This window comes from Lysinibacillus sp. GW247-5R2A, assembly GCF_059424475.1.
On sequence record NZ_JBWKZL010000006.1, the window covers coordinates 124406 to 149592 of the forward strand.

General features: G+C 36.5%; 25 protein-coding genes and 1 riboswitch. Of the genes, 9 read left to right on the plus strand and 16 right to left on the minus strand.

Going from position 1 to position 25187, the window contains the following annotated elements:
* Positions 1–63: 63 nt before the first annotated feature.
* A complete protein-coding gene (locus AC07YC_RS11135) occupies positions 64–369 on the plus strand; it encodes a YtpI family protein (protein WP_008176828.1) in 306 nt (101 codons plus the stop codon).
* Between the two features lie 52 nt (positions 370–421).
* Here the strand turns inward: AC07YC_RS11135 and AC07YC_RS11140 are convergent, their stop codons facing one another.
* Together AC07YC_RS11140 and AC07YC_RS11145 are read right to left on the minus strand one after the other, a co-directional pair.
* Positions 422–1729: a DRTGG domain-containing protein gene (locus tag AC07YC_RS11140; protein WP_025114473.1), complete on the minus strand. Its 1308-nt coding sequence runs from the start codon at positions 1727–1729 to the stop codon at positions 422–424.
* A gap of 152 nt (positions 1730–1881) precedes the next feature.
* Positions 1882–2565, minus strand: a complete 684-nt coding sequence (locus AC07YC_RS11145) for a metal-dependent hydrolase (RefSeq protein WP_494919380.1) — start codon at positions 2563–2565, stop codon at positions 1882–1884.
* 231 nt (positions 2566–2796) lie between these two features.
* Between AC07YC_RS11145 and AC07YC_RS11150 the strand changes: the two genes are divergently transcribed.
* A complete protein-coding gene (locus tag AC07YC_RS11150; RefSeq protein WP_336635403.1) occupies positions 2797–3885 on the plus strand; it encodes a M24 family metallopeptidase in 1089 nt (362 codons plus the stop codon).
* A gap of 140 nt (positions 3886–4025) precedes the next feature.
* On the opposite strand, the gene ald is transcribed toward AC07YC_RS11150, so the two are convergent.
* Positions 4026–5141, minus strand: a complete 1116-nt coding sequence (ald, locus tag AC07YC_RS11155; RefSeq protein ID WP_336635402.1) for an alanine dehydrogenase — start codon at positions 5139–5141, stop codon at positions 4026–4028.
* A gap of 402 nt (positions 5142–5543) precedes the next feature.
* On the opposite strand from ald, the gene AC07YC_RS11160 reads away from it, so the two are divergent.
* Positions 5544–5993 carry a universal stress protein gene (locus AC07YC_RS11160; protein ID WP_008176818.1) on the plus strand — a complete coding sequence of 150 codons (450 nt, stop codon included), beginning with the start codon at positions 5544–5546 and terminating at the stop codon, positions 5991–5993.
* 58 nt (positions 5994–6051) lie between these two features.
* On the opposite strand, the gene AC07YC_RS11165 is transcribed toward AC07YC_RS11160, so the two are convergent.
* From AC07YC_RS11165 to mbcS, 5 genes are all read right to left on the minus strand, one after another.
* Positions 6052–6981 carry a class I SAM-dependent methyltransferase gene (locus AC07YC_RS11165; protein WP_494919381.1) on the minus strand — a complete coding sequence of 310 codons (930 nt, stop codon included), beginning with the start codon at positions 6979–6981 and terminating at the stop codon, positions 6052–6054.
* 89 nt (positions 6982–7070) lie between these two features.
* The gene (gene tpx, locus AC07YC_RS11170; RefSeq protein ID WP_036119564.1) at positions 7071–7574 is read right to left on the minus strand and encodes a thiol peroxidase; all 504 of its coding nucleotides are present in this window, start codon (positions 7572–7574) and stop codon (positions 7071–7073) included.
* Positions 7575–7711: 137 nt separating this feature from the next.
* Complete coding sequence (locus AC07YC_RS11175) at positions 7712–8341, minus strand: RDD family protein (RefSeq protein WP_336635400.1); 630 nt, start codon at positions 8339–8341, stop codon at positions 7712–7714.
* A 12-nt stretch (positions 8342–8353) separates the two neighbouring features.
* Positions 8354–9367: a signal peptide peptidase SppA gene (gene sppA / locus AC07YC_RS11180; RefSeq protein WP_494919382.1), complete on the minus strand. Its 1014-nt coding sequence runs from the start codon at positions 9365–9367 to the stop codon at positions 8354–8356.
* 184 nt (positions 9368–9551) lie between these two features.
* Positions 9552–11135 carry an acyl-CoA synthetase MbcS gene (gene mbcS / locus AC07YC_RS11185; protein ID WP_494919383.1) on the minus strand — a complete coding sequence of 528 codons (1584 nt, stop codon included), beginning with the start codon at positions 11133–11135 and terminating at the stop codon, positions 9552–9554.
* A gap of 187 nt (positions 11136–11322) precedes the next feature.
* Positions 11323–11421, plus strand: a riboswitch (TPP riboswitch).
* A gap of 86 nt (positions 11422–11507) precedes the next feature.
* On the opposite strand from mbcS, the gene thiM reads away from it, so the two are divergent.
* From thiM to thiE, 3 genes are read left to right on the plus strand one after another with little or no spacing between them, the layout of a single operon-like run.
* The gene (thiM, locus tag AC07YC_RS11190) at positions 11508–12275 is read left to right on the plus strand and encodes a hydroxyethylthiazole kinase (protein WP_494919384.1); all 768 of its coding nucleotides are present in this window, start codon (positions 11508–11510) and stop codon (positions 12273–12275) included.
* A complete protein-coding gene (gene thiD, locus AC07YC_RS11195; RefSeq protein ID WP_494919385.1) occupies positions 12263–13087 on the plus strand; it encodes a bifunctional hydroxymethylpyrimidine kinase/phosphomethylpyrimidine kinase in 825 nt (274 codons plus the stop codon). Before thiM ends, thiD begins: the two co-directional genes overlap by 13 nt.
* Positions 13077–13718 (plus strand): thiamine phosphate synthase, encoded by a 642-nt coding sequence (thiE, locus tag AC07YC_RS11200; protein WP_336635396.1) that lies wholly within the window; start codon positions 13077–13079, stop codon positions 13716–13718. Before thiD ends, thiE begins: the two co-directional genes overlap by 11 nt.
* Before the next feature lie 73 nt (positions 13719–13791).
* Here thiE and AC07YC_RS11205 read toward each other — a convergent pair whose 3' ends face one another.
* The 5 genes from AC07YC_RS11205 to ezrA form a co-directional block, all read right to left on the minus strand.
* The gene (locus AC07YC_RS11205) at positions 13792–14010 is read right to left on the minus strand and encodes an alpha/beta-type small acid-soluble spore protein (protein WP_008176803.1); all 219 of its coding nucleotides are present in this window, start codon (positions 14008–14010) and stop codon (positions 13792–13794) included.
* A 152-nt stretch (positions 14011–14162) separates the two neighbouring features.
* Entirely contained in the window at positions 14163–15377 is a 1215-nt protein-coding gene (thiI, locus tag AC07YC_RS11210; RefSeq protein WP_336635395.1) for a tRNA uracil 4-sulfurtransferase ThiI, read from the minus strand.
* Entirely contained in the window at positions 15377–16531 is a 1155-nt protein-coding gene (locus tag AC07YC_RS11215) for a cysteine desulfurase family protein (RefSeq protein ID WP_494919386.1), read from the minus strand. The genes thiI and AC07YC_RS11215 overlap by 1 nt, the downstream gene beginning before the upstream one ends.
* Positions 16532–16649: 118 nt before the next feature.
* Complete coding sequence (locus AC07YC_RS11220) at positions 16650–17117, minus strand: GNAT family N-acetyltransferase (RefSeq protein WP_494919387.1); 468 nt, start codon at positions 17115–17117, stop codon at positions 16650–16652.
* Between the two features lie 84 nt (positions 17118–17201).
* Positions 17202–18905: a septation ring formation regulator EzrA gene (ezrA, locus tag AC07YC_RS11225; protein WP_336635392.1), complete on the minus strand. Its 1704-nt coding sequence runs from the start codon at positions 18903–18905 to the stop codon at positions 17202–17204.
* Between the two features lie 162 nt (positions 18906–19067).
* Here ezrA and hisJ point away from each other — a divergent pair, with 162 nt between their 5' ends.
* The gene (gene hisJ, locus AC07YC_RS11230; protein WP_494919388.1) at positions 19068–19862 is read left to right on the plus strand and encodes a histidinol-phosphatase HisJ; all 795 of its coding nucleotides are present in this window, start codon (positions 19068–19070) and stop codon (positions 19860–19862) included.
* Between the two features lie 24 nt (positions 19863–19886).
* The gene (locus AC07YC_RS11235) at positions 19887–20366 is read left to right on the plus strand and encodes a GAF domain-containing protein (RefSeq protein ID WP_336635390.1); all 480 of its coding nucleotides are present in this window, start codon (positions 19887–19889) and stop codon (positions 20364–20366) included.
* Between the two features lie 82 nt (positions 20367–20448).
* On the opposite strand, the gene AC07YC_RS11240 is transcribed toward AC07YC_RS11235, so the two are convergent.
* On the minus strand, positions 20449–22140 hold the full coding sequence (locus AC07YC_RS11240) for a sensor domain-containing diguanylate cyclase (protein ID WP_494919389.1): 1692 nt from the start codon (positions 22138–22140) through the stop codon (positions 20449–20451).
* A gap of 661 nt (positions 22141–22801) precedes the next feature.
* Between AC07YC_RS11240 and rpsD the strand changes: the two genes are divergently transcribed.
* Positions 22802–23404 carry a 30S ribosomal protein S4 gene (gene rpsD, locus AC07YC_RS11245; protein ID WP_336635388.1) on the plus strand — a complete coding sequence of 201 codons (603 nt, stop codon included), beginning with the start codon at positions 22802–22804 and terminating at the stop codon, positions 23402–23404.
* Between the two features lie 330 nt (positions 23405–23734).
* On the opposite strand, the gene AC07YC_RS11250 is transcribed toward rpsD, so the two are convergent.
* Together AC07YC_RS11250 and AC07YC_RS11255 are read right to left on the minus strand one after the other, a co-directional pair.
* A complete protein-coding gene (locus AC07YC_RS11250; protein WP_036220879.1) occupies positions 23735–23920 on the minus strand; it encodes a hypothetical protein in 186 nt (61 codons plus the stop codon).
* 67 nt (positions 23921–23987) lie between these two features.
* Entirely contained in the window at positions 23988–24842 is an 855-nt protein-coding gene (locus AC07YC_RS11255; RefSeq protein WP_336635368.1) for a malate synthase, read from the minus strand.
* Positions 24843–25187: the final 345 nt, after the last annotated feature.

The window sequence follows — 25187 nt, forward strand, 5'->3', positions numbered from 1 at the left end:
AACCGTTAGCATTTTTTCAAAATTATCGTTACAATAATGTCTAGTTATGCTAGGAGGTTTACTATGCTCAATTTAATATTTGTGTTTGCGATAATTATATCTTTTGTCTTTTATTTTTATTTTAAAACAAAACAATTCCGTTCTTCATTACCAATCGCTAAAAATTGGTATAAAAGTAAGGCGAATATCGGCTTCGGTTCCTTCCTACTGTTTTTCGGATTCAATCAAGCCTACTTATTCCCTAGCTTATATACATTTATAATTGTAGCAATTCTTGTCGTGCTAGGCATCTTTGTTGTGGTGGAAAATACGAAAAAAGCGCGTCATTATGGTCAGTTTGTTGAGGAAGAATTCCGCATTAATCGATAATATGTAACAAAGGGATGACCAAGCAATTGCGCTAGGCCATCCCTTTCAATCCTTAACGTTCTAAAAGCTGGAACATCATCATTGCCTTACCAACAAGTATTTGTTGATTATACACTTCAAAATCCATTTTCACAAACTTACGACTCATGTCTAGTATTCGTGGCTTGACTGTAAGTGTACTCTCCATTTGTACTGGTTTAATAAAGTAAATGGTCATATTCTCGGCTACTGCATCTCCACGTTTTCGACGCTTTAATGCAAATGAACCCACTTCAGCTAATAGAGTCGTGAAAGCACCGTAAGAAATCGCCCCGTATTGATTCGTCATTTGCGGTGTAACTTTAAACTCCACAACGAGCTCTTCATCACCAAGTACCTTCATCTCATTTTTCACTAAATCATCAATAGTTTCACCATGCTGTGGCTGTCTTTGAGCTAGCTGTAATGCTTTAAGTACGTCCTGACGACTAATGACTCCTTGTAAAATGTTATCATCATTTACGATTGGTAACAGATCAATGCCTTCCCAAATCATACGATGCCCGGCTGAAGCTACACTCATCTTCATGGAGCCAGCAATTGGATTCTTCGTCATAACCTTTTCAACTAGCTCATTTTCTTCTCGTCCAATAACGTCTTTTACAGTAATCATTCCGACAAGTTTATTTTGATGAGTGACAACTGGAAATGCACCGTGTGTTGTGCGTTCATTCATCTTTTGGAAATGACGGATGGTCTCATCATTTTTCAACGCTGCTGTGTCAGTCATTGGAACATAAATATCTTCAATAAATAAAATATCCTTTTTGATGAGCTGATCATAGATCGCTCGGTTAATCATTGTTGCTACAGTAAACGTATCATAGCTTGTCGAAATTATTGGTAAATCCAATGAATCTGCAAGCTGTTTATTGGCATCCGTTGTATCAAAACCACCTGTAATTAAAACAGCAGCACCTGCTCGTAGGGCATTTTCATGGGCTTTAATACGATTCCCTACAATCAATAAGCTACCCGCATCTGTATAGCGCATCATGTCTTCTAATTGCATGGCCCCTATGACAAATTTCGTTAACGTTTTATGTAGACCAGATTTCCCACCTAAAACTTGACCATCTACGATATTGACAATTTCTGCAAAAGTTAAGCGTTCAATATTTTCTTTCTTTTTCTTTTCAATACGAATTGTTCCAACACGCTCAATTGAACTTACTAAGCGACGGTTTTCTGCTTCTTTTATAGCACGATATGCAGTCCCTTCACTCACTTGCATTTCCTTCGCAATTTGACGTACTGAAATTTTATCGCCCACTGGTAGTGACTCGATGTATTGTAAAATTTTCTCATGTTTTGTAGACAAAATATCACCTATTTCCTAAGCTTCAATTCTGCTCTTAGTGTACCATATTTTTTATAAAAATATTTAATATAAAGTGATCAAATTGTTTAAAAACCCCCACCATTTCAACTACCAGCGTGGTGTCAATTCATATAGTACAGCATTATCAACGATTAGGAACAGTTTACTTTCTCACCAGCTTTTAAAATTTGAACCTCTGAATTTTGTACTAAATCAGCAAAAACCTGTGGATCTTGCTCGATAGGTGGGAATGTATTGTAATGGATAGGTACGACAACCTTAGGCTTTAAGAATGAAACTGCACATGCAGCGTCTTCTGGACCCATTGTAAAATTATCACCGATTGGTAGGAATGCTATATCTATTGGATGTCGTTCACCAATTAATTTCATATCACCAAATAGAGCTGTATCGCCTGCATGATAAATTGTTAACCCTTCAACAAATAGTAATATCCCTGCTGGCATACCCATATAAATAATTTCATTTGTATCTGTTACATAAGAAGAGCCATGGAAAGCTTGTGTAAACTTCACCTTCCCAAAATCAAATTCCTTAGCCCCTCCAATATGCATTGGATGTGTTTTTACTCCCTGCCAGGAAATCCAATTGGCTAATTCATTTGGAGCAATAACTAGCGCATCTTTTTTCTTCGCTAGTTCTACGGTGTCTCCAACATGATCATTATGACCATGTGTTAATAAAATAATATCTGGTGCTTCCTCAGCAACCTTTAAATCTGTTTGTCCATTACCGTTAATAAAAGGATCAATTAAAATTGTTTTCCCATTTGTTTGTATTTTGACAATAGAATGTCCATGATAGCTTATTTCCATCTTCATGTCCTCCTTGATTTATAAATGAAAACCCCTCCATTTTAATTCGCTACCCATGCGCTTTTTCCCTTTTTTTGATATGCTTGTACAGAGAATAATCGTATCACTTCTAACAATTTTATACGTTGTTAGATCACAATTATTCAGTGATAAAAAGGAACAGCCATTTTCTTTAGAAAGTCGAAGGTTCCTCATTAAAATTTCCCATGTACTAAAAAGGAGGACATATTTATGTCAAAGGTTGAAGAAATCCAAAGTTATTTGCAGCAAAATCACATTGATGCGGCATTTATCACTACACCTGACAATGTTTTTTACGTTTCAGGCTTTAAAAGTAATCCACATGAGAGATTACTAGGTGTCATGATTTTTAAAGATGCTGAACCTTTTCTAATTTGTCCGCAAATGGAAATTCCAGATGCAAAAGCGGCTGGCTGGTCTTATGAGGTTATTGGCCACCAAGACACTGACAATTCGATGGAGGTCCTTGCACAAGCCATTACATCACGTAACATTCAACCAACTACGTTTGCCATTGAAAAGGCACAGCTCATTGTGGAACGCTTAGAGGCCCTACAGCAATCCTTCCCACAAGCAAATTTTGTACGTCTAGACGAAAAAATTAATGCAATGCGCGTAATTAAGGATGAAAGTGAATTAGACAAATTACGCAAAGCTGCAGAGTTAGCTGATTATGCTATTGAAATCGGTTGCAAGGAAATTGCTGAAGGTAAAACAGAAATGGAAATTTTGACAGCCATTGAAAATGCTATTCAAGATAAAGGTTGTAAAATGTCCTTTGAAACGATGGTACTGAGCGGACCAAAAACAGCCTCTCCTCATGGTCATCCAGGTGCACGAAAAATAGAAAAAGGGGATATGGTACTATTTGACCTTGGTGTCATTTACGATGGCTATTGCTCAGATATTACACGTACAGTTGCCTTTGGAGAGCCAAGTGAAGCACAAAAAGAAATATATCATGCTGTGTTAGCAGCTAACCAAAATGCCGTTTCAGCTGTGAAACCGGGTGTCCGTGCTATGGACTTAGATAAAATCGCACGCGATACGATTACCGAAGCAGGATTTGGAGAATATTTCACACATCGTCTTGGACATGGTCTTGGCATTTCTGTACATGAATTCCCATCTGTTACAGGAACAAATGACATGACAATGGAAGAGGGCATGGTCTTTACGATTGAGCCTGGAATTTATAAATCAGATGTAACAGGTGTACGTATCGAGGATGATGTTGTTGTAACAAAAGATGGTGTGGAAGTATTAACAAAATTCCCGAAAGATTTAATCATTCTATAAGATAAAAAGGAAGCATTCAAATACCTTCCTGTCTTTTTACTCCATTGAACTATGATCTTTACTAGAGAAATATTTGGAAGAAAAATAACAAAATCCTTCGAGAGTGAATTTCTCGAAGGATTTTTTATTTTTACATGTAATTATTGAATAAGCTCATCCACATTTACATATGGAAGTCCTTGTGAATCTGCAACAGCTTTATATACTAGTTGTCCATCTAAAGTATTAACACCTTTTTTCAGTGCAATATTGTCTAGGCAAGCTTGTTTATAGCCTTTATTCGCAATTTGAAGTGCGTAAGGAATTGTATTATTTGTTAAAGCAATTGTTGATGTACGTGGTACTGCTCCAGGCATATTCGCAACTGCATAATGTACAACGCCGTGTTTTACGTATGTTGGATCATCATGTGTTGTGACACGATCTGAAGAAGCAAAAATACCGCCTTGGTCAATAGCTATATCCACTACTACAGAGCCTGCTTGCATTGATTGAATCATTTCTTCTGATACAAGCTTTGGTGCTTTTGCGCCTGGAATTAATACGGCACCAATTACTAAATCGGAAGTTTTTACAGATTCTGCAATATTATAAGGATTAGAAATCAATGTTTGAACATCACGACCAAACATATCTTCTAGTTGGCGTAAACGTTCAGGGCTTAAATCGATAACTGTTACGTCTGCTCCCATACCAACAGCGATTTTCGCAGCGTTAGTTCCTGCGATACCACCACCAATAACTGTTACTTTACCGCGTTGTACACCTGATACGCCGCCAAGTAAAATACCTTTACCAGCATGATTTCTCTCTAAGAACTGTGCGCCGATTTGTGTAGCCATTTTACCTGCTACTTCACTCATCGGTGTTAATAATGGTAGTGAACCATTTGCTAATTGAACGGTTTCGTAGGCAATCCCTACAACCTTTTTATTTAAAAGTGCCTGAGTCAATTCAACTTCTGGCGCTAAGTGTAAGTAAGTGAATAAGATTTGACCTTCATAGAAGTAATCATACTCAGAAGCTACAGGCTCTTTTACCTTCATAATCATCTCTTGTGACCAAGCTTCTTTAGCCGTTTGCACAATATGGGCACCAGCTGCAATATAATCAGCATCCGTAAAGCTTGATCCTAAGCCTGCTCCAGTTTCAATGTACACCTCATGGCCTGCATGTGTTAAAGTAACAACTCCTGCCGGTGTCATTGCTACACGATTTTCATTGTTTTTAATTTCCTTTGGAATACCAATTTTCATAGTTTCCTATCCCCTTCCATTACGTAAAAAATCAGCATCATTTATGTAATTAAAAATTGATGCACCCCTTGCAATTCCATATTACCAAACAAATAATAAAAAAGCTTTAATTAAAATAAATACAAATAAAATTTCTAACATTTCCAAAATACAAAATATTTAAACGGTGATTTCACATAATAAATTATTATATTTATAAAATAAAAAGGAAAATTATAGTGATATATACTCCTCCATTACGAAAGCCATAATTACGTTTACACGTTGCTAATAGTGGGAATTAAGTAATTATATTTTCTTCATGAAATGCCTTCACATTTTCATAATTTTTCTTCCGGAAAGTATTTCCTTTAGAAAATCATTTGGTATAATCAACATATACAAATCAGGGAGGTTTTTCAAATGGCTAATCATTATAAAAGCATTGTGGTTGCAGTAGACGGTTCTAAGGAAGCTGAATACGCTTTTCGTAAATCAATTGACGTGGCGAAGCGTAATGAGGGTTCTGTATTAAATTTAGTGAATGTTATTGATACACGTTCATTCGCTGCAATTGAAGCATACGACCGTTCCATTGCAGAGCGTGCTCAAGCATTCTCTGAAGAACTATTAAATGGTTACAAAAAGCAAGCTGAGGATGAAGGTATCGCAAACGTTAACCTAATCATCGAATATGGTTCTCCAAAAAATATTATTACTAAAGAGCTTTCTAAAATTGTAGACGCAGATCTAATCATTTGTGGTGCAACAGGTCTAAATGCAGTAGAGCGTTTCCTAATTGGTTCAGTATCTGAAGCAATTGTACGTTCAGCTAATTGTGACGTTCTTGTCATCCGCACACCTGAAAACTAATCAGCAATACATAAAAAGGTATCCTACTGTAGGATACCTTTTTGAATTCTATGAGCAATTACTTGCCCTCTTTCCACATTTTCACTTTTTCAAAGAATAAAGCAAGTGCCTGTTTGTTTTGTATATTTGGTACTTTTGCTAAAAGCACTTCTTTAGGTGATTTACATTCCTTCGATTGCTTTTGCAAGATGACAATGCTCTTTTCTAATGATTTATTGGCAAACATGGAATCAGGTAGTTGAATAATCGCTTGAATCCAAGCATGCTTTTGAATGTATTTATGCAGTTGCTTAGACTGCTCTGAATCAAAAAGATGTGATGGCGCAAGGAAAAATAAGTAGCCACCTTCCTTTGTATAATTCATAGACTGCTCAATAAATAAATGGTGGGCATAGCTCATTCCCTCAGGCGCGCACAATTCATATTCAAGGGCAATTTCTTCATTCGGATAATAACCAACTGGTAAATCACATACTATTGCATCAACAGGATTTGCCAATAAATCTTGTAAGGCATCCTGACGATATAAAGAAATCGGTTGCTCTGTTAAATCAGCTGTAGCTGCAGCCAAACGTATAAGTAGCTCATCTACCTCTACACCAGTAGCCTCCACTTTACCATCCAATAAATTCATAACTGTTAGTAATAAATTTCCCGTACCTACTGCTGGATCCATAATCGAAATTTTGTCATGCTCAAGTCGTTCAGCAAAGATTTGTTCAACAAAATAGCCCACTAATAATCCTAACGTATCAGGCGTCATTTGATGGTTTGGTTGAGAACTTTTACGCATTCCTTTTAGAATGGCAATTTGAATAGACTTGCGGATATCCTCTTTTGTCGCATCCTTTTGTGAGAAATCCACTTCTCCATCCAGCCACGCCTCTAGCCCATCTAGTAACCCCTCTAACAAAGTTGTATTGTGTTCTTTTTCGATTTTTTCAGCATGCTCATTTAGCATAGCAAATAATTTCTCGATGTTTTCCATAGATAACTTCCTTTCAAGCAGAAAAGAGCCGTGACAAACACTCGTCACAGCCCCTTTGTCTAGTATTATCTTAGCCTAAAAGCAGGCCATTATGCTAGTGCTTTAACAGCTTCAATAGCCGCTTCATAGTTTGGATGGTCTGTTGCCTCAGGTACATACTCAACATATGTTACTTTATTGTTTGCATCCACAACAAATACTGCACGTGTCAGAAGACGTAATTCTTGAATATACACGCCATAAGCCTCACCAAATGAAAGGTCGCGGTGATCAGATACTGTTTGAACAGCATCAATACCTGCTGCCCCACACCAACGTTTTTGAGCGAATGGAAGATCTACAGATACTGTATAAATTACTACATTATCGCCTAAGTTAGCTGCTTCTTCATTGAAACGACGTGTTTGCGCATCACATACACCAGTATCTAATGATGGTACTACACTAAATAGACGAATTTTCCCCTCTGAATCTTTTAATGTTACAGGTGAAAGGTCATTCGCTAATACTGTAAAATCTGGTGCAGAATCGCCCACCTTTACTTCATTACCTACTAGTGTCACTGGACCATTTTTAAATGTTACTTGTGCCATATAAACGCCTCCTAATCTTCATATGTACATAATATTACTAAATGAAGGGAATTAATTGCAACTAAGATAGCTTACTTTCTTCTAAGTGTTAACAAGTCATAGAAAAGACCGTCTCTTCATTTGAGACAGTCTCTTGTTTATTGTTCATTTTTTTCTTCTTCTAGTTTTTCTAGCTCAGGTTTTCCCACTTGTTCACTAGACACTATATGCTCTTCCTTTTTCTCTATAGAAAGTGGTACCAAGTTCTTTTCAATATAGACTTTCTCATGCACCACTGTTGTATCGGCGAAATAGTCATGCAACCCTTGATTGTCTGGCAAAATAACTACCAAAATATAAAGAGGCATCACAATATTATTAATAATACGCCCAATCCATTCACGGAATAACACATCTGACCAAGTAAGGTTAGCATGCTTTAATGAAATAACACGTAGCCCAAATACCATCTTCCCTAGCGTTTGACCAAAAAATTTCGTCATAAGGACAAAATAACTGTAATAAAGAATCGCCGATATAATGGAGATTGGAGCATACCAAACTGATTCTGATAAGGACCAGTCCATTAAATAAAAGATAGGGTTAATGAGTATGCCAACTACAGCAGATACAATAAGCCCATCCAATAAAAATGCCCACAATCTGATCCAAAAGCCTGCCGTTTTTAATGTGTAGTTTTTTTGACTTGTTGAATCTTCCGTGCCATTGTTAAAAAAGCCAATTTCCATTGAGGGTGAACCTTGCATAACAACTTCATTGTTTGTCATTGAACTCCCTCCTTAATATTCACCGTATAAATACATCATTTTTGGTGCATTGTAATCTGTCATAATTTTCATTAGCATTTTTTCCTCTGCAGAAGGACCGAACATAGAGCCAATTTTCATACCAACATAAGATTGCCATCCGCCCATATCATAGGCATATTCAAATAATACAGCATCTTCTAGTCCAAAATCTGCGCGTAAGGCTGCAATGGCAGCTTCTTCGTCGCCAATTTCATCAACTAAACCGGCTTCAAGTGCTTTTGTACCGCCAAGGATACGACCATCCGCCACCTTCTTCACATCAGCTTCTGACATATTACGTCCTTGTTCAACGATATCTACAAATTCTTCGTATGTTTCATTGATCATATCCTGCATCATTGCTCGTTCTTCTGGTGTCACATCACGCATTGGACTTAGCATATCCTTATGCTCGCCAGATTTAAACGTTTCGAATTTGACACCTACTTTTTCAGCCAATGCTTGGTAATTAATAGATTGCATGATTACACCTATCGAGCCTGTTATCGTATCACGATGAGCAAATATTTTATCTGCTGGTGCTGAAATATAATAACCACCCGATGCTGCCATCGAATCCATCGATACATAAATTGGAATTTGTCGTTCTTCTTTAATTTTCAATAGCCTTTTATAAATTTCAGCAGATTCTTTTACCCCTCCACCCGGAGAGTTAACACTTAAAACAATTCCTTGAATCGTATCATCGTACAAAATATTATCCAATTGGTCTAGGAAGAATTGATGATCATATGCAACAGGCTGCCACAGTGAACTTGATCCAATATCTTGGATTGTTCCATCTACCTTTAAATAGGCAATCCTTTTATCATAATTATCTCCTTCAATGACATTTTCATATACATCTAGGTTATTTCCTGCCATTAAACTATCAAAATTACCTAGGAAATCTGCTTTAAATAGCGCAAAAATGGTATTAATCCCTAATGAAAATAGTAAAAGAACACCAGCCACTATTAATGCAACCCACCTTTTAACATTCATGTCTTTCCGCCTCCTTAACTCGTAATACGTATGACTTGCTCATTTGTTTCATTTTTTTGCAATAATATGCAAAAAGATTTATTCTATTTATTTCCTCATAATACCTTACCTAAAAATAAAAAAAAAATCAAAGTTCATTTCTTTGCATGAACTTCGATTTTCGACATTATTTCCTAGGAAATGATTATTGTACAAGATGTATTAATTCTTGTTCTCTTAATTCGACACGTCTAATTTTACCAGATGCAGTTTTGGGTAACTCAGTAACAAATTCAATAGCCCGTGGGTATTTATAAGGTGCCGTTAATGCTTTGACATGATTTTGAAGGGTTTGAATAAGCTCTTGATTACCATTAACACCATCATGAAGAATAATAAATGCCTTAACGATGTTCCCGCGAACTGTATCGGGACTTGCAATGACAGCAACCTCTTTCACAGTCGGATGCTTCATCAGCGCATCCTCTACTTCAAAAGGTCCAATCGTATAGGCTGAGGAAATAATAACATCATCTCCGCGTCCTTCAAACCAAAAATAGCCGTCCGCATCTTTATAAGCTCGGTCCCCTGTTATATACCAATCACCACGAAATTGTAAATTAGTACGTTCAGGATCATTTAAATATTTTTTAAAAAGTGCAGGTGTTTCTCGATGAACAGCAATATCACCTACTTCTCCTATAGCAACTGGCTCGCCAAAATCATCTACAATGTCAACGGTATTGCCTGGCGTAGGTTTGCCCATCGAACCAACTCTTGCCTCCATACCAACCATAGTTCCTACAAGAAGAGTATTCTCAGTCTGACCATAACCATCTCGCACTTGTAGATGGAAGGTGTCAAAGAATTTTTTAATGACTTCACTGTTCAATGGCTCACCTGCTGAAACAGCTTGTCGAATTGAACTGATGTCATACTCTTGTAAATGTTCAAGTGCTGCCATAAAACGATATTCTGTCGGTGTGCAACATAAGACGTTCATCTTAAATTTTTCAAGCAATGCTAAATATGTTGCAGCGTCAAACTTTCCTGTATAAACAAATGCAGTGGCACCGCTGCCTAAAATCGCGAGGAACGGACTCCAAATCCATTTTTGCCATCCTGGTGCTGCAGTTGCCCAGACAATATCATTTTCTTGTACTCCTAGCCAATGTGGGGCTGTTGTCCGTAAATGTGCATAGCCCCAGCTATGCGTATGAACAGCAGCTTTCGGGTTTCCTGTTGTGCCACTTGTGTAAGCTAAAAAGGCATGGTCTGTACTTTTTGTTGGTGAAGAACTTATGTAAGTTGTTGGTTGCTTTCGCATTTTGTCTACTAACGGCTGCCATGGTTCATGTGCATTTCCGATAACAAATTGCTGTATATTTTGTAAATTTCCTACTTGATCAAATTGCTCAATATAAGGCTCAAAGGCTACAACGGCTTTAGCATCAGCATGATGAATACGATACTCAATATCTTTTGCTCTTAGCATTTCAGAGCTTGGAATGATTGTTAAACCCGCTTTTAATGCAGCAATATAGACAATGTATGCTTCTACTGAGCGTGGTACCATCACTAAAATGACATCACCTTTAGTTAATCCATTTTTTGTAAAGACATGTGCCGCCTGATTCGCTCTTTCAAGTAAATGTGCGTAGGTGATAAATTGTACATCAGAATGCTCATCATAAATAATCAATGCATTTTTAGTTGAATCCTTTGCATATTTTTCAAATTCATCTGTTATGTTATACCATTCTGGTGCTACTAATTCTTGTCTATTCATGGCAAATGCCCCCTTTTGTTAAGACACATTATACTCCTTTCTTAGTATTTTCAATGGTTTACACTTGATTTAAGTAAAGTCATGACAACTATCATGCTTAGCTATATGGCATCAGTCACGTTTTGTCGATAGGAAAACTTGCTATTGAATACATATGAAAAGTATGGTACATTTTGGTCAACTAAAAGCAAGATTGCAGGGGGACTCATAAAGAGTTGAGAAGGTAAAACCTGACCCTTTGAACCTGTTAGTTAATACTGACGTAGGGAGCAATGAACATCGTTTTTTCAGATGAAAGGCTCTTTTTCGTGCATTTTTACGTAAAAAGGGCCTTTTTTGCATGCTTACGTCCACCCATAAAGGAGGACTACAATGATTTTTCAAACAATTCGTCAACAACAACCGCTTATTCACTGTATAACTAATTATGTCGTGGCTAATTTCCAAGCTAATGGTCTATTAGCATTAGGTGCCTCTCCTGTCATGGCTGATGATAGCCATGAGGTGGAGGAAATGGTCGCCATTGCAGACGCTCTTTTAATCAATATTGGTACACTAAATGATCGAACAAAAGAGTCGATGCTGTTAGCAGGAAAAAAAGCAAATACCCTTGCCATTCCTGTTATATTAGATCCGGTTGGCGCAGGTGCCACAGTTTATCGCAAGGAAACCGTACATCAATTACTTTCAGCTATACAATTTGCAGTCATACGCTGTAACAAGGGAGAGCTTGCGGCATTAGCCAATGTGGAATGGCAACAAAAAGGTGTTGATAGTGGTGAGGGATTTATTGTCATAGAGACTGAGGCTATATTATTGGCTCAACGCTACAACTGTCTAGTCATTGTTACAGGCAAACATGATTTTTTAACAGACGGTGTGCAGAGCCAATGGATTACTGGTGGAAATTCACAAATGACCGAAGTAACGGGTACAGGCTGTTTACTTAGTGCTATATGTGGAGCAGCCTACTCTTCAGGAGATGATCCGTATAGCCAATTAGCGGAAACACTGACATATTATAAAAAAGCAGCTGAGTTAGCATCTGCATTTACAGAGGATATTGGGGATATTCAAATTGCTTTGCTTAATGCCTTACATCGTCTTTCAAAGGAGGGTGAGGCTTCATGCATATTGTAACGACAATTGCAGGCTCAGATAGTGGCGGTGGCGCTGGCATTCAGGCTGATTTAAAAACATTCCAGGAATTAGGAGTTTTTGGCACCTCCGTTATTACAGCATTAACTGCTCAAAATACACTTGGTGTAATGGGGGTTTTCCCGATTGACGTTGACTTTGTTGAAAAACAATTTCATGCATTACTAGAAGATTTTTCGATTGCTGCGATTAAAACAGGGATGCTTTATTCCTCGGAAATTATTCAAGGTATTGCACACATTATTGACGATTTAAAAATCCCACTAATTGTTGATCCCGTTATGATTGCAAAAGGTGGAGAAAGCTTACTGCAGCAAGAGGCAATCGAGGCCATGCGCATGTTTTTACTACCCCTTGCTACAATTGTGACACCAAATATACCGGAAGCAGAGGCACTTACGGGAAGAAAAATAAATCAATTCTCTGATATGGAGGAGATTGCTCAATGCTTTTTCCAACTAGGTGTTCAATGTGTCATCATTAAAGGTGGGCATCTACCTAATTCGTTATATGCAATTGATTATGTATTTATAAAAAATGACAAATCATTTTCCATGCAGTCTCCTCGTATTACGACGAAAAACACACATGGTACAGGTTGTACTTTTTCAGCAGCCATCACGGCTTTTCTTGGTCAAGGTTTGACCATTGAAAAAGCTATTATCGAAGCTAAAAAATTTATACAATTAGCCATTATGCATGATTTAGCCATTGGTAATGGTCATGGCCCCACAAATCATTTTGCTTATCAGCTACATAAAGGTGCCTGCGAGGTGAAATTACTTGAAACGTGAAGATTTACAGCTCTATTTTATTATGGGTACAAGCAATGTTTCCCAACAGGAGCCTTTAGCTGTACTCGAACAAGCGCTGCAGGCTGGCATTACTATGTTTCAATTACGCGAAAAGGGTCCTTACGCATTAACAGGATTAGCTTATGAGCAATTTGCCCGCCAATGTCAAAAACGATGTCAACATTATCGTGTGCCGTTTATTATCAACGATGATGTGGATCTAGCGGTTCGACTTGGTGCTGATGGTGTTCATATTGGCCAAGATGATGAACAGATTGCCATTGCACGTAAAAAAATGGCAAACCGGCTCCTTGGCGTTTCTGTACATTCACAGGAAGAACTACAAACGGCTATTGACCATCATGCGGACTATGTAGGAATTGGACCTATTTTTGCCACAACATCTAAAAATGATGCACAGCCACCATGTGGCACTAATTTTTTACAGCAAGCTTCCAAATACCAACCTCACTTGCCTATCGTAGCCATAGGTGGAATAAATGGGACAAATGCTAATATTGTTTTGCAAGCTGGGGCTGATGGAGTTGCTGTTATTTCTGCTATCTGTGACAGTAAGGATATTGAACAAACAGTATCCATGTTTAAGTCTTTATTTCGCATAAAAAAATGATTGATAAACAAACTAAAACCAGTGCCTTTTACGGTCACTGGTTTTGAGTTTATAAATGCTTAGTTAGCATTTATTAGTTGTTGTTGTTTGGCATACCTTTTAATTGAGATTCTGCCATTTGTACAAGACGTTTAGTGATTTCACCACCAACGGAACCGTTAGCACGAGCTGAAGCGTCAGCCCCTAATTGAACACCAAATTCTTGTGCAATTTCGTATTTCATTTGATCAAGTGCTTGTTGTACACCAGGTACTGCAAGCTGGTTTGAACTGCGGTTGTTGTTTGAAGCCATGTTTCTCACCTCCTTGTGAATATAGAATGTGCGTTATTAGATTTTTAATACAAAAAAAATAAAGGTAAAATGTACCTCTATTGGCATTTGGGGAACTATACAAAAAAAGCCGTCTCAAATAAGCTATTTGAGACGGCTTTTGAAATTTTGATTTATAAAAGATCAGCAAACTTATCTTGCTTTTGCTCTTCTTCTTTCTTAGGGAAGATATAGACCTCACGATTTTTGACCGCGCGTGCTATCAGTTCATCAAAATCAGAAAAGCTTTCGTAATGCTCAACCTTTTCGAGCTTAGGCTTTGTTTTAGGACTTGCAGGCGTAAAGATTGTACAGCAGTCCTCAAAAGGCTGAATAGATGTTTCATATGTGCCGATTTGTTCAGCTAACTCAATGATTTCTAATTTATCTGATGAAATTAACGGTCGTAAAATAGGTGTATTCGTTACTGCATTGATTGCTGTTAAGCTTTCAAGTGTTTGACTTGCTACTTGTCCAAGACTTTCTCCTGTGACAATCGCAAGAGCACCGATTTCTTCTCGCACTTGATCAGCAACCTTCAACATCATACGACGAGTTGTTGTCATCGATACATTAGAAGGTACTTTTTCTTTAATCAGAACTTGTATTTCAGTAAAAGGAATAACATGCAATCGGATATTAGCACCAAATTTCGTTAGCTCATTTGCAAGCACTTTTACTTTTTCCAATGAATTTTCGCTTGTATAGGGTGGACTAAAAAAGTGAATGGCTTCTAAACGGACTCCGCGTTTCATCATTAAATAACCTGCAACTGGACTATCAATCCCACCTGAAAGCATTAACAATGACTTCCCGTTTGATCCTACAGGCATTCCACCTGCACCTGGAATGACTTGTGCCATCATATAGGTTGCATCATGGCGGACTTCTACACGTAGCTCAATATCAGGTCGCTTCACTTTAACAGATAAATTATTAAATTGAGGTAAAACATATCCACCAATCTCCCGTTGAATCGCGTGTGATTCTAATGGGAAGGTTTTATCGGTACGTTTCACTTCCACTTTAAACGTATATGGCTTTTCTTTAAATGTCTCCATTATTGTAATCGCCAGCTTTTTCATACTTTCCATATCTTTTTCACATGCTGCAACAGGACTAAATGATTGAATACCAAAAATTTTAGGCAAACCTGTTACTAATGTTTGCATTTGTGCTTCATCCTCTATCGCAATAAACATTCGATCACGTTCTGTACGAATATGGAGATGTCCTAAATCCGCAAAAGCATGACGGATATTTTCACGTAAACGGCGGATAAAATCCATCTTGTTGCGACCTTTTGTAGAAAGTTCACCATATCTAATTAAAATTTCTTTCCAAATCATTACTTTATTTCTCCTTTAAGCTCTAGCATTACTTCTGCTAATACTTGTTTAAACTTTTCAATATCTTCGACGGTGTTATGTGCACCAAAACTAATACGGATGACACCTTTTTTATAATGCTCATCTAGATGCAATGCTTCGACAACATGACTGGTTTTAGTTTGCTTCGAAGAACAAGCACTGGATGTTGATACAATAACGCCTCGTTTTTGCATCGCATTAATAATGACTTCCCCTTTTAAATCGCGAACACTGAAAGATAAAATATGTGGCGCTCCCTGCGGAGTCGATAAAATATGAATAGCTTCTCCATATTCGTGTAGCTGTGCAAGTATTTCATCATGCCATTGACGATAATTTTTTGCATGGTCATTCATGGTTTCAACCGCCATACGAGCTGCCTTTGATAAAGCGACAGCTTGTGGAACAGCCACAGTCCCACTACGCAATCCAAATTCTTGGCCACCACCAAGTGCATATGGCTGCCATCTTATCGCTTTACGGAATGCTAATACACCAGAGCCTTTAAAGCCATGAATTTTATGGCCTGAGATTGAAATACAATCTGGTCCCTCTTCACCCTTAAAGGATACAGGCAATTTTCCAAAGCTTTGGACAGCATCCACATGTAAGGCTGCGCGACTCATTTCATGGATTAATTTAGCAGCTTTCTCTATCGGTTGAATCGCACCCATTTCATTGTTTACATGCATCATACTTACTAAAATTGTATCTTTTCGTATTTTTGTACGAAGCTCATCCAACGAAATAACACCACGCTGATCAACATTTAAATATTCCACTTCAAAGCCCTCTTTTGAGAGCTGTTTAACAGTCTCTAAAACAGAAGGATGTTCTATTTCAGTCGTTAAAATATGCTTTCCTATATGTGTATTGCTACGTGCTATCCCAAAAATCGCCGCATTATTCGATTCCGTACCACCTGAAGTAAATAGCACATTTTTTGCTTCAGTTTGCAAAATATCTGCTACTTGCTCACGTGCACGCATTAATAAATCATTTGCTTCAACACCCATCGCGTGGATAGATGCAGGATTGGCATAATACTGCTCATTCACAACCATAAACGCCTGTAGAACTTCTTTTAATGGTTTTGTTGTGGCACTATTATCTAAATAAATTGTATCGTTCATTATATTTTCACACACTTTCAAAACGTTGATGTAACGGTTTTTATCATAACGCAATCTGTGGAGATTGACCACTAACTTTAACGATAATTCATATTTTAGTCATTAGAAAGGATCGCACTTACAATTTTTTTAACATCGTAATAAATTCCGTTGGCGTACTAAATTCAAGCTCTTTCACGAATCCTAATTTTTCATAAAGGAATATCGCTCGCTTATTGAATTGGGCAACTGTTAAACGGAGTGGCATACCGTAGTCTTGCTGGATATTCTTGATGATGAATGAAAAGAATTTTGTACCAAAACCTTTTCCTGTTAGCGTTGGCTTCATGCCAATACCAATATCTATATACTCTTCTGAATAAGCGTTAAAATCATGTCCTTTTGGCACTTGGGCAGCTGACCCCGTGCAATAAAAACCGATTAATTCCTCTTGTTCATTCATAATGGCGAAGTAAGGATTATCAAAAAATTCTCGTAAGGCTTCCTCGGATAATTCATTATTATAAAAATCATAGGGCTCTTCATATTGCCAACATATAATTTCGTGAGCATACTTTTCATCCATATTTCGAATTAATAGTTCCACTCGTATCACATCCTTTTACAAAATTTAAAAAGAAAGCTGCCTAAAAAGTAATTGCTATACTTTTTAGACAGCACAAATGTAGTTTTAATTTTTTGCCATAGACTGTTCTGCAACCATTTCTTGGATGCGTTTTAATGCACCTGGCTCCATTTCTTCCACTGCTGTCCCTGCTTCCTCTAATGCTTTGGAATAACGGAATTGATGGAATGCTTCCTCAGCCTCTTTTAAACGTGCATTTAATGTCGGGTTAGATGCACGATGACGATTCCCATACTGAATAATGCGTTCAATAAGCATTACATTCTCTATTAATTCATGAGCTTTTGCTTTAACATCCTCAACACAAAGTGTCGCAGCAGTTAAATTATTATGAACTGTTCCCATATTAAGCGGAACTTCCTGCAGACTTTGCATAACAACATATATATGCTCTGCCGCTTCATCAAGTCGTGCGTCCATCTCCTCTGGGACTCCTGGAATATTCGCCTTATTTAGGAGACGATCCGTATCTTGTAATATTTTCTTTAAGTTTTCGACTTGAGCACGGGCCTTATTTTCATCAATACGAAGTTTTTTCATTGTATTAGACAGATGACCTTGCTCTTCATGGATTCGTTCAAGCTCTTCACTTATTTCTATTAATTCTTCTTGCAAGCTTGAATACGCAGACTTTTCTTCTTTGACACGCATGGCTAATAAATCATAACGACGTTGCAGTGCTTCCAATTGCTTTAATGCAGCTTTTGGAATTTCAGCATCCTTTTCGTTTAAGTGATAGCTTTGTTGTACATAGTTTGCCTCATCACTCACTGATTTTGTAGACGTTATAACGTTTGTGATTGAGCTTAATAAACGATCACAATTTTGATCCACATAATTTTTGGCAATAACCTCTTTTTCCAGTAAATCATAAAAATGATCGATTTCTTCATTTATTTCTGTTACACGAGGTTTAACAACCATTAAATTTAGCTCTGCTAGGTCATTTTTTAACGAAGTAAATTCGTTTTCATACTTATTTAATGCTTCTGCTAATTCTAAATGCTGCAGATAGTAAGATTGGTCTTCCATTTCCCGTTGACCATTACGCAATTCCTGAACTGCTCCCGGGAGCTTAACTTGTAATTCCGTCAAAATTGTTGGGACATCATTAATATATTCGAATGTCTGCTGTGATTCCTGATTTAAGCTAATCACAATTTCCCTTGCTTGCAAGTAATTACCCTCATTCGTCAGAACATCAAATTTGTCAAACTTCTCAACAAATTCCTCTAGCTTTTTCTCCAGTGCAGGTAATGCTACACCGAAGGAATGCTGGTGTGCTAGCAATGTTTTTCTCGCAGAACGGTAATATTCCTTTAACTGTTCAATTTCAATTCTATTTTTTTCTTCGCTGCCAATTAATTCATTTAATTCCTCTAAAATTTTATCTTTATCTTGGTCACATTTTAAGATATAGTCTTCGATTTCACGTTCAATTAATGTCGCTTTTTTAAAACGAAGTCGATTAATTTGATCTTCTGCATCAAATAAAAGTGAATCGATTTTAGTCATATGTACATCGATGACTTCATCCCAAATATTGCGCCATCGTTCAAACATTTCTTCCGTTTCACCGTTCATGTTCAAAGATTTTACTTTTGAAATTTCTTCATTTATAGGTTTATGTTGTATTTGTAATTTTTCATTTTCAAGTTTTGCAATAATTGCAACATGTTTTCTTCGCATCATAAATCCTACTATGGCTAAAATTAATAGTAGGATAATCGGAATGATGATATACTCCATCGTAAGCCTCCTATTCTACAATAAACGAATTGGCTAGTTGTATTTATTATATACTATGTTTTCGCCTTTTGTACTAAAATTTAAGTGATTTTCAGAAAACTGTATTTTTGCTATTGTAAAATATTAAAATAGCGGTCTATAGATCTAAAGGAGTGGTACATTTTGAAACGTGATGGGCATATACATAGTCCTTATTGTCCACATGGCAGTTCGGACACGTTCATTCAATATATTGAAAAAGCAATTTCTCATAATTTCACAGATATAACGTTTACAGAACACGCCCCATTACCAGACGGTTTTATTGATCCTACACCACAGCAAGATAGTGGGATGAAAGCCGAGTATCTTATGCCATATATTGAAGAATTACAATGCCTGCAAAAACAATATGCAAAAGATATTCGTATTCGTATTGGGTTAGAAGTTGATTATATCAAAGGATTTGAACAAGAAACTCGTCATTTTCTTGATACATATGGACATTTTTTAGATGATGCCATCTTGTCCGTTCATTTTTTACAGTGGGAGAACACCTTTGAATGTATCGACTTTTCTCCTGAATGTTTTATTGATTTCTCTAAGAAAGTTGGCTCTGTTGAACAGGTGTATCATTTATATTATGATACAGTCCTACAATCTATAAAGGCAGACCTTGGTTTCTATAAACCAAAACGAATTGGACACCCATCACTTATTCATAAATTTCAGCTAGCACATCATGAGAAAATAAATGACGACACTCGAATTCATCAAGTTTTAGATATTATGAAGCAAGATGGCTATGAATTAGATATAAATAGTGCTGGTTTAAGTAAGCCATTGTGTCAGGAGCCCTATCCACCACTTGCCTTTATCAATTATTGTCATGCTATTGAATTACCTTATGTATTTGGTTCAGATGCCCATAACGTGGCTGATTTACATCAACATTATAATGTTATATTACCGATCTAAATAACTTTTAAACGAGGTGCTTATATGTTTACACAAATTAATTATGAAGGATCTATTGCTGACCAATATCTTACACTATCTAAGCAATTAGATGCACTACTAACTGGCGAAACCGATCAGATTGCAAATTTAAGCAATGCTTCTGCCATTCTTAATCAATTTCTAACAAATATTAACTGGGTCGGCTTCTATCTCTTACAAGAGGATGAGCTTGTACTTGGACCATTCCAAGGTCTGCCTGCCTGTGTTAGAATTCCGGTTGGCCGTGGAGTTTGTGGAACTGCTGTGGCAACAAAAGAAACGATTGTTGTCAAAGATGTACACGATTTCCCAGGACATATTGCCTGCGATGCTGCCTCCCAATCTGAAATTGTCATACCCTTAATGAAGCAAGGTGAGATTATTGGTGTACTTGATATCGATAGTCCTACTGTAAATCGCTTCTCCCAGGATGATCAAGATGGCTTAGAGCAATTTGTTCAAACATTACTGCTTCACATATAAGATGTTAAAAAATTGCCCTGAAATGCATTGTCATTTCAGGGCAAATTATTTTATAGTACCATTTACATGAACGCCATCCATCTTATTGGTTTGTTTGAAAAGAATCACCATGGATGCAAAAACGATTTTTACCACTATTTTTTGCTTCATATAAAGCCGTATCGGCATGTAAGAAAACAGATTGGAATGCCGGTCGGTCTTGATCATTCCATGTAATGAGACCTGCTGAAATCGTTACTTGAGGGTCCGTGGCACTTGGGATTACTTCAACGATGGTTGCTGCTAATTCTAAAGCTTCTTTTTCACTGATATTAGGGACATATACAGACATCTCTTCGCCGCCCCACCTTGCACAAATTCCTCGACTACCTATTGTTTCCCTCAACTGAGCGGCAATCTGCATAAGAATTTTATCACCTACTTGGTGACCATACGTGTCATTAATTCGTTTAAAATTATCAATATCAATAAGTAAAAACATACCGGATTGATCATATTCAAGCGACTTTTCTACAAAATGATCTAAGTAACTACGTGCATATAGCTTTGTTAAATGATCCAAATCGACCATTTCCTGAAGCTGTGTTCGTAAAATAGAGTTTGCAATTGCTAAAGATGAGTGATGGATTAAAGACTGCATTAATTTAAAGCTATCAAACGAAAAGAAATACGGCTCTTTATGTAAGACGATACTAAAGCCATTAATCTTTTCTTCCATTAGAATGGGGATAGCCATTATGGAACGATAATCAATTTGTTTAGAGGTTAATCGACTAAAATCAGCTATAAACAGCGGATCATTAGTTTGAGTAAAATGTTGTTCAACATGCTTAATATACGTTTGACCCTCTTCAGAACTAAATAACGAAGTACTTGCCCCCGTTACTTCAAAGGTGTCATCTTTTTTAAATGCGAAGCAAACTTCCATTGGTTGAAAAGATTTTAGTAACTGCTTTTGTAGGAAAAGTAACATTTCATGAATGTCAATCCTCATATTTAAACGATGTGATGTTTCATTGATAAGTTGTAAGTCACTGACGAGGCGATGCGACTGATGATATAACTTTGCATTTTCTAGTGCATTTCCTGACGCCTGTGCAAGCATCCGTACAAAATCTTTTTCAGTCGTTGAAAAAAGGTAAGTAGTTGGAGCACTTACTTGTAATATACCATAAATTGCCTGCCTTCCTTTAATAGGTGCATTTAATAATCGGCAATTTAAATCACTCGCAAGTTCAGTTGTTAATTCTCCTGATACAAAAGCCTCAATAGTTGTAGGTCTTTCGGATAAATAATCAAAAAGCTTAATATCGATGGTCGTGTGTCGGTCTTGATCATTCGATAATATAAGCTCTACATTAAATTCAGGGAAGTTATCCCTTATATTTTTCAATACATTTTCTAAAATTAAATCAATATCCATTGTTGAATGAAATAAATCAGTCATGTTATATAGTTTTCTATATTGGTCTTCATTTATTTTTACATCTAAATTATCTCTCATCATTTGAAGAACCTGAGAAAGTATTTCTATACATTTTTCGCCGTAATCTGAGGTCATAAAGTCTGTCCAAGACTCTGTTGCCTCCACAAGTAATACACCAATGGGATTATTGCCCTCTGCTTGGAAAAGCACCATATCTGTCATCATTGAATAGGCCTGTCTTGCCTTTAATATATAAGGAATTTTCACTACTTTTTGTTGATAAAAACTAGCTTCGATCATCAGCCATGACACAGCATTTAGCTTTGTTTCAATTGTTAATGAAGCCATCTCCTCAATAGGTATTAAAGAATTACCTTCAAAACTAAGAAAAGCTACATTATCAATTTCCAAGTGTTTCTTAAGACACTGTTTTAATGAATAAAAATACCCATTAAAACTAGCTTGTTCTTCATTAGAACTCACCCAAAAGCTCAAAACATCAGATTTTATATATTTTAGCGTTTGTAAATGGTCTGTCATGAAATCACCTTTTCTATATAACGTCCAAATCAATTACTATTAACTTATAATATATTATACATAATTTGTGTCATTTTGACTATGTAAATTCTCCCTTACTTTTACATTTTAGATTTTACAGCGTATCTTTAACTATTTCTGACACATAAGGAATGTACAGTGAGGAATTTTCTACTATACGCCTGTTACAAAATTTTAAATACTAATAATTGACGTACATGTCCTAAGCAGTTACAATGAAGTTTGTGTAAAATAAACGCAGCAGTGGTATAAGCTTATATTGTATTTTATTCCTCTATTTTCTTCTGTACAACTACTTAGATAGTCAACTATTAAAAATAGATGGTGTATTGCGTAACCTAACGGCTGCATAGGCGAAAATACATGAAAATAAAATGCGTGTAAGAATGGGTACTACTGGTTTTTGTTTTACAACAAAAAAACCAAATTTAAAGGAGGAGACAACAATATGTCTCGTTATACAGGTCCATCTTGGAAATTATCACGTCGTCTTGGTATCTCACTAAGCGGTACAGGTAAAGAAATCGAAAAACGTCCTTACGCACCAGGACAACACGGTCCAAACCAACGTAAAAAATTATCAGAATACGGTTTACAACTTCAAGAGAAGCAAAAACTTCGTCACATGTACGGCATGAACGAACGTCAATTCCGTACATTGTTTAACCGCGCTGGTAAAATGAAAGGTGTACACGGTGAAAACTTCATGATCCTTCTTGAAACTCGCCTTGACAACTTAGTTTACCGTTTAGGTTTATCTCGTACTCGTCGTGGAGCTCGTCAATTAGTTAACCACGGTCACATCTTAGTAGATGGCAAACGCGTTGACATTCCATCATTCAGCGTAAAACCAGGTCAAACGATTTCTCTTCGTGAAAAATCTCAAAACCTTGCTGTTGTAGGTGAAGCAATCGAAGTAAACAACTTCGTACCTGACTACTTAACATTTGACGCTGACAAAAAAGAAGGTACATTCACTCGCCTTCCAGAGCGTTCTGAGTTATCAGCAGAAATCAACGAATCATTCATCGTAGAGTACTACTCTCGTTAATTTTTTAACGATAGAAATCTTCGGATTCTTAAACCCCGTTACCTTGGTATACCAAGTGTTTACGGGGTTTTTGTTTTGTATTTCACTTTCGATTTTCACATTTTTTATGGGGGTTTTTGGGGGCAGACAGGAGTAATTAGCTTCATATTTAACCTCACGTACTACAGCCTTTCATATTATAACTAGTCGTTTTTACTTCAACAAAATTATTTACTTCTTCAATATATATAGTTGCAGACTAGCCGCTTATCGATAAAAGAAAAACCAGAATGGATTTCTCCATTCTGGTTAAAGTCATACTTTTTGGGCTTCCTATAAATAATTCATTAATTATAATCGCTCTAAATCTTGGTACTCTTTCATATAAGGACCATCCTCTGCCACAAATGAATGATACATGGCCTTTACTGCAAAATTTTTCTCTAAACCCATTTCAGATTTTAGCTTTTTTAATTCATCATGCAGCGCTCGATGTTCATTGATAAGCTTTAGCATAACTGTTTTATTATATTTCATTACATTCGTCCTTTTGTTTAATGACAACTTTAAAATAATTAAATGCTGTTTATTCGATTTTTTCCTTCTAAATACGCATTAATGCACCATTAGGCTTTGGTAATTCTTGAGCAGATATTTGATTCATTTTACAAAAATGTTGAAAAAATTGTTGTGCCTGCTCCCGTTCATTTGGATCACTTTTCAACGACATGATATCAAGTAAAATTTGAGCCATCCATATATTTTCAAAATAACGGTATTTACCTGTATTCCATGTCATTTTGTCAGGGGATTTTTCGTTTGTATAATATTTCCAAAAAAGCAGCTGATCCGATTCCTGTTCTGTCAGTTGAATTCTGTATGTTGAATGAGCAGGAATATATCCGTTTTCACAAATTTTACCGACAAAATCTTCTTTCACCATATAGACACCTAAGATGCGTCTTTCTTTTTCAAGCTTAGTGGAATCTATTGCTGTTAATAGCACAGCGCTATTTGGGTGCAAGCGGCTCGGCTTGTTCGGTTTTCCTTTATTATTGCCACTTTTTAAGACTCCTGAAAAAACTTTCCACTCTGAAAAAGCAGTATTCTGTTCCTCTGTATCACACCAAAAAACCATTTGTGATGCAGGATGAAGTTTATGGTTTTTCATAAGTTTTTCATGTTCCAAGCGAAGTGCCAGTTTTTTTCGTTGTAGATTTTTTTCCTCTTCCTTCTTCAATTCCGCTTCTTTTCTTTCATTTTCCTTTTTTTGTATAATTTCTTCGAGTGACTTAGCATCACTTTTATCATGCAGCTGTAGATGTTTTCCAAAAACATCAGGGAAAACAAACTTTTTATTTTCAGATGCGAAATCGATTTCAATACTAGAATCATTATGCTTAACGATACTACCTACACCGAAACGCTTGTGCGTAACTTTCTTATTAATTAGATTCATTATTCTAGTCCTCCTTATGGAATAAAAAACTCGGTTTAAAAGCTTACATCACTGTGCTGATTTTTTTCTTTAGCTTAAAAAAGGTATTAAAAAAGTACCCAAATTCTTCTGTAAAAAGGACATCGGATTTTGAAATACAATTTCAAAAAAATGATTATAAGACTATTATAACATTTTTTGAAAATTTCACAAATTTATTGTTGACAACATATTTTATTGTAAGGTAAAATTATAATTTATTCTCTGAATTTCTTTAAAATAAAGACCTCCAACAAGTCTCGAAACTTCTGGAAAGTGCCAGTATAAAAACCCCTTGTCCTGCACCTCTAATCGAAAACAAATAGT

Bases quoted from the DNA above. Each gene is read 5' to 3' on its own strand.
- AC07YC_RS11135 (WP_008176828.1), top strand. From the start codon at position 64: ATGCTCAATTTAATATTTGTGTTTGCGATAATTATATCTTTTGTCTTT.
- AC07YC_RS11145 (WP_494919380.1), bottom strand. From the start codon at position 2,565: ATGGAAATAAGCTATCATGGACATTCTATTGTCAAAATACAAACAAAT.
- AC07YC_RS11150 (WP_336635403.1), top strand. From the start codon at position 2,797: ATGTCAAAGGTTGAAGAAATCCAAAGTTATTTGCAGCAAAATCACATT.
- ald (WP_336635402.1), bottom strand. From the start codon at position 5,141: ATGAAAATTGGTATTCCAAAGGAAATTAAAAACAATGAAAATCGTGTA.
- AC07YC_RS11160 (WP_008176818.1), top strand. From the start codon at position 5,544: ATGGCTAATCATTATAAAAGCATTGTGGTTGCAGTAGACGGTTCTAAG.
- AC07YC_RS11165 (WP_494919381.1), bottom strand. From the start codon at position 6,981: ATGGAAAACATCGAGAAATTATTTGCTATGCTAAATGAGCATGCTGAA.
- tpx (WP_036119564.1), bottom strand. From the start codon at position 7,574: ATGGCACAAGTAACATTTAAAAATGGTCCAGTGACACTAGTAGGTAAT.
- AC07YC_RS11175 (WP_336635400.1), bottom strand. From the start codon at position 8,341: ATGACAAACAATGAAGTTGTTATGCAAGGTTCACCCTCAATGGAAATT.
- sppA (WP_494919382.1), bottom strand. From the start codon at position 9,367: ATGAATGTTAAAAGGTGGGTTGCATTAATAGTGGCTGGTGTTCTTTTA.
- mbcS (WP_494919383.1), bottom strand. From the start codon at position 11,135: ATGAATAGACAAGAATTAGTAGCACCAGAATGGTATAACATAACAGAT.
- thiM (WP_494919384.1), top strand. From the start codon at position 11,508: ATGATTTTTCAAACAATTCGTCAACAACAACCGCTTATTCACTGTATA.
- thiD (WP_494919385.1), top strand. From the start codon at position 12,263: ATGCATATTGTAACGACAATTGCAGGCTCAGATAGTGGCGGTGGCGCT.
- AC07YC_RS11205 (WP_008176803.1), bottom strand. From the start codon at position 14,010: ATGGCTTCAAACAACAACCGCAGTTCAAACCAGCTTGCAGTACCTGGT.
- thiI (WP_336635395.1), bottom strand. From the start codon at position 15,377: ATGATTTGGAAAGAAATTTTAATTAGATATGGTGAACTTTCTACAAAA.
- AC07YC_RS11215 (WP_494919386.1), bottom strand. From the start codon at position 16,531: ATGAACGATACAATTTATTTAGATAATAGTGCCACAACAAAACCATTA.
- ezrA (WP_336635392.1), bottom strand. From the start codon at position 18,905: ATGGAGTATATCATCATTCCGATTATCCTACTATTAATTTTAGCCATA.
- AC07YC_RS11235 (WP_336635390.1), top strand. From the start codon at position 19,887: ATGTTTACACAAATTAATTATGAAGGATCTATTGCTGACCAATATCTT.
- AC07YC_RS11240 (WP_494919389.1), bottom strand. From the start codon at position 22,140: ATGGCTTCATTAACAATTGAAACAAAGCTAAATGCTGTGTCATGGCTG.
- rpsD (WP_336635388.1), top strand. From the start codon at position 22,802: ATGTCTCGTTATACAGGTCCATCTTGGAAATTATCACGTCGTCTTGGT.
- AC07YC_RS11250 (WP_036220879.1), bottom strand. From the start codon at position 23,920: ATGAAATATAATAAAACAGTTATGCTAAAGCTTATCAATGAACATCGA.
- AC07YC_RS11255 (WP_336635368.1), bottom strand. From the start codon at position 24,842: ATGAATCTAATTAATAAGAAAGTTACGCACAAGCGTTTCGGTGTAGGT.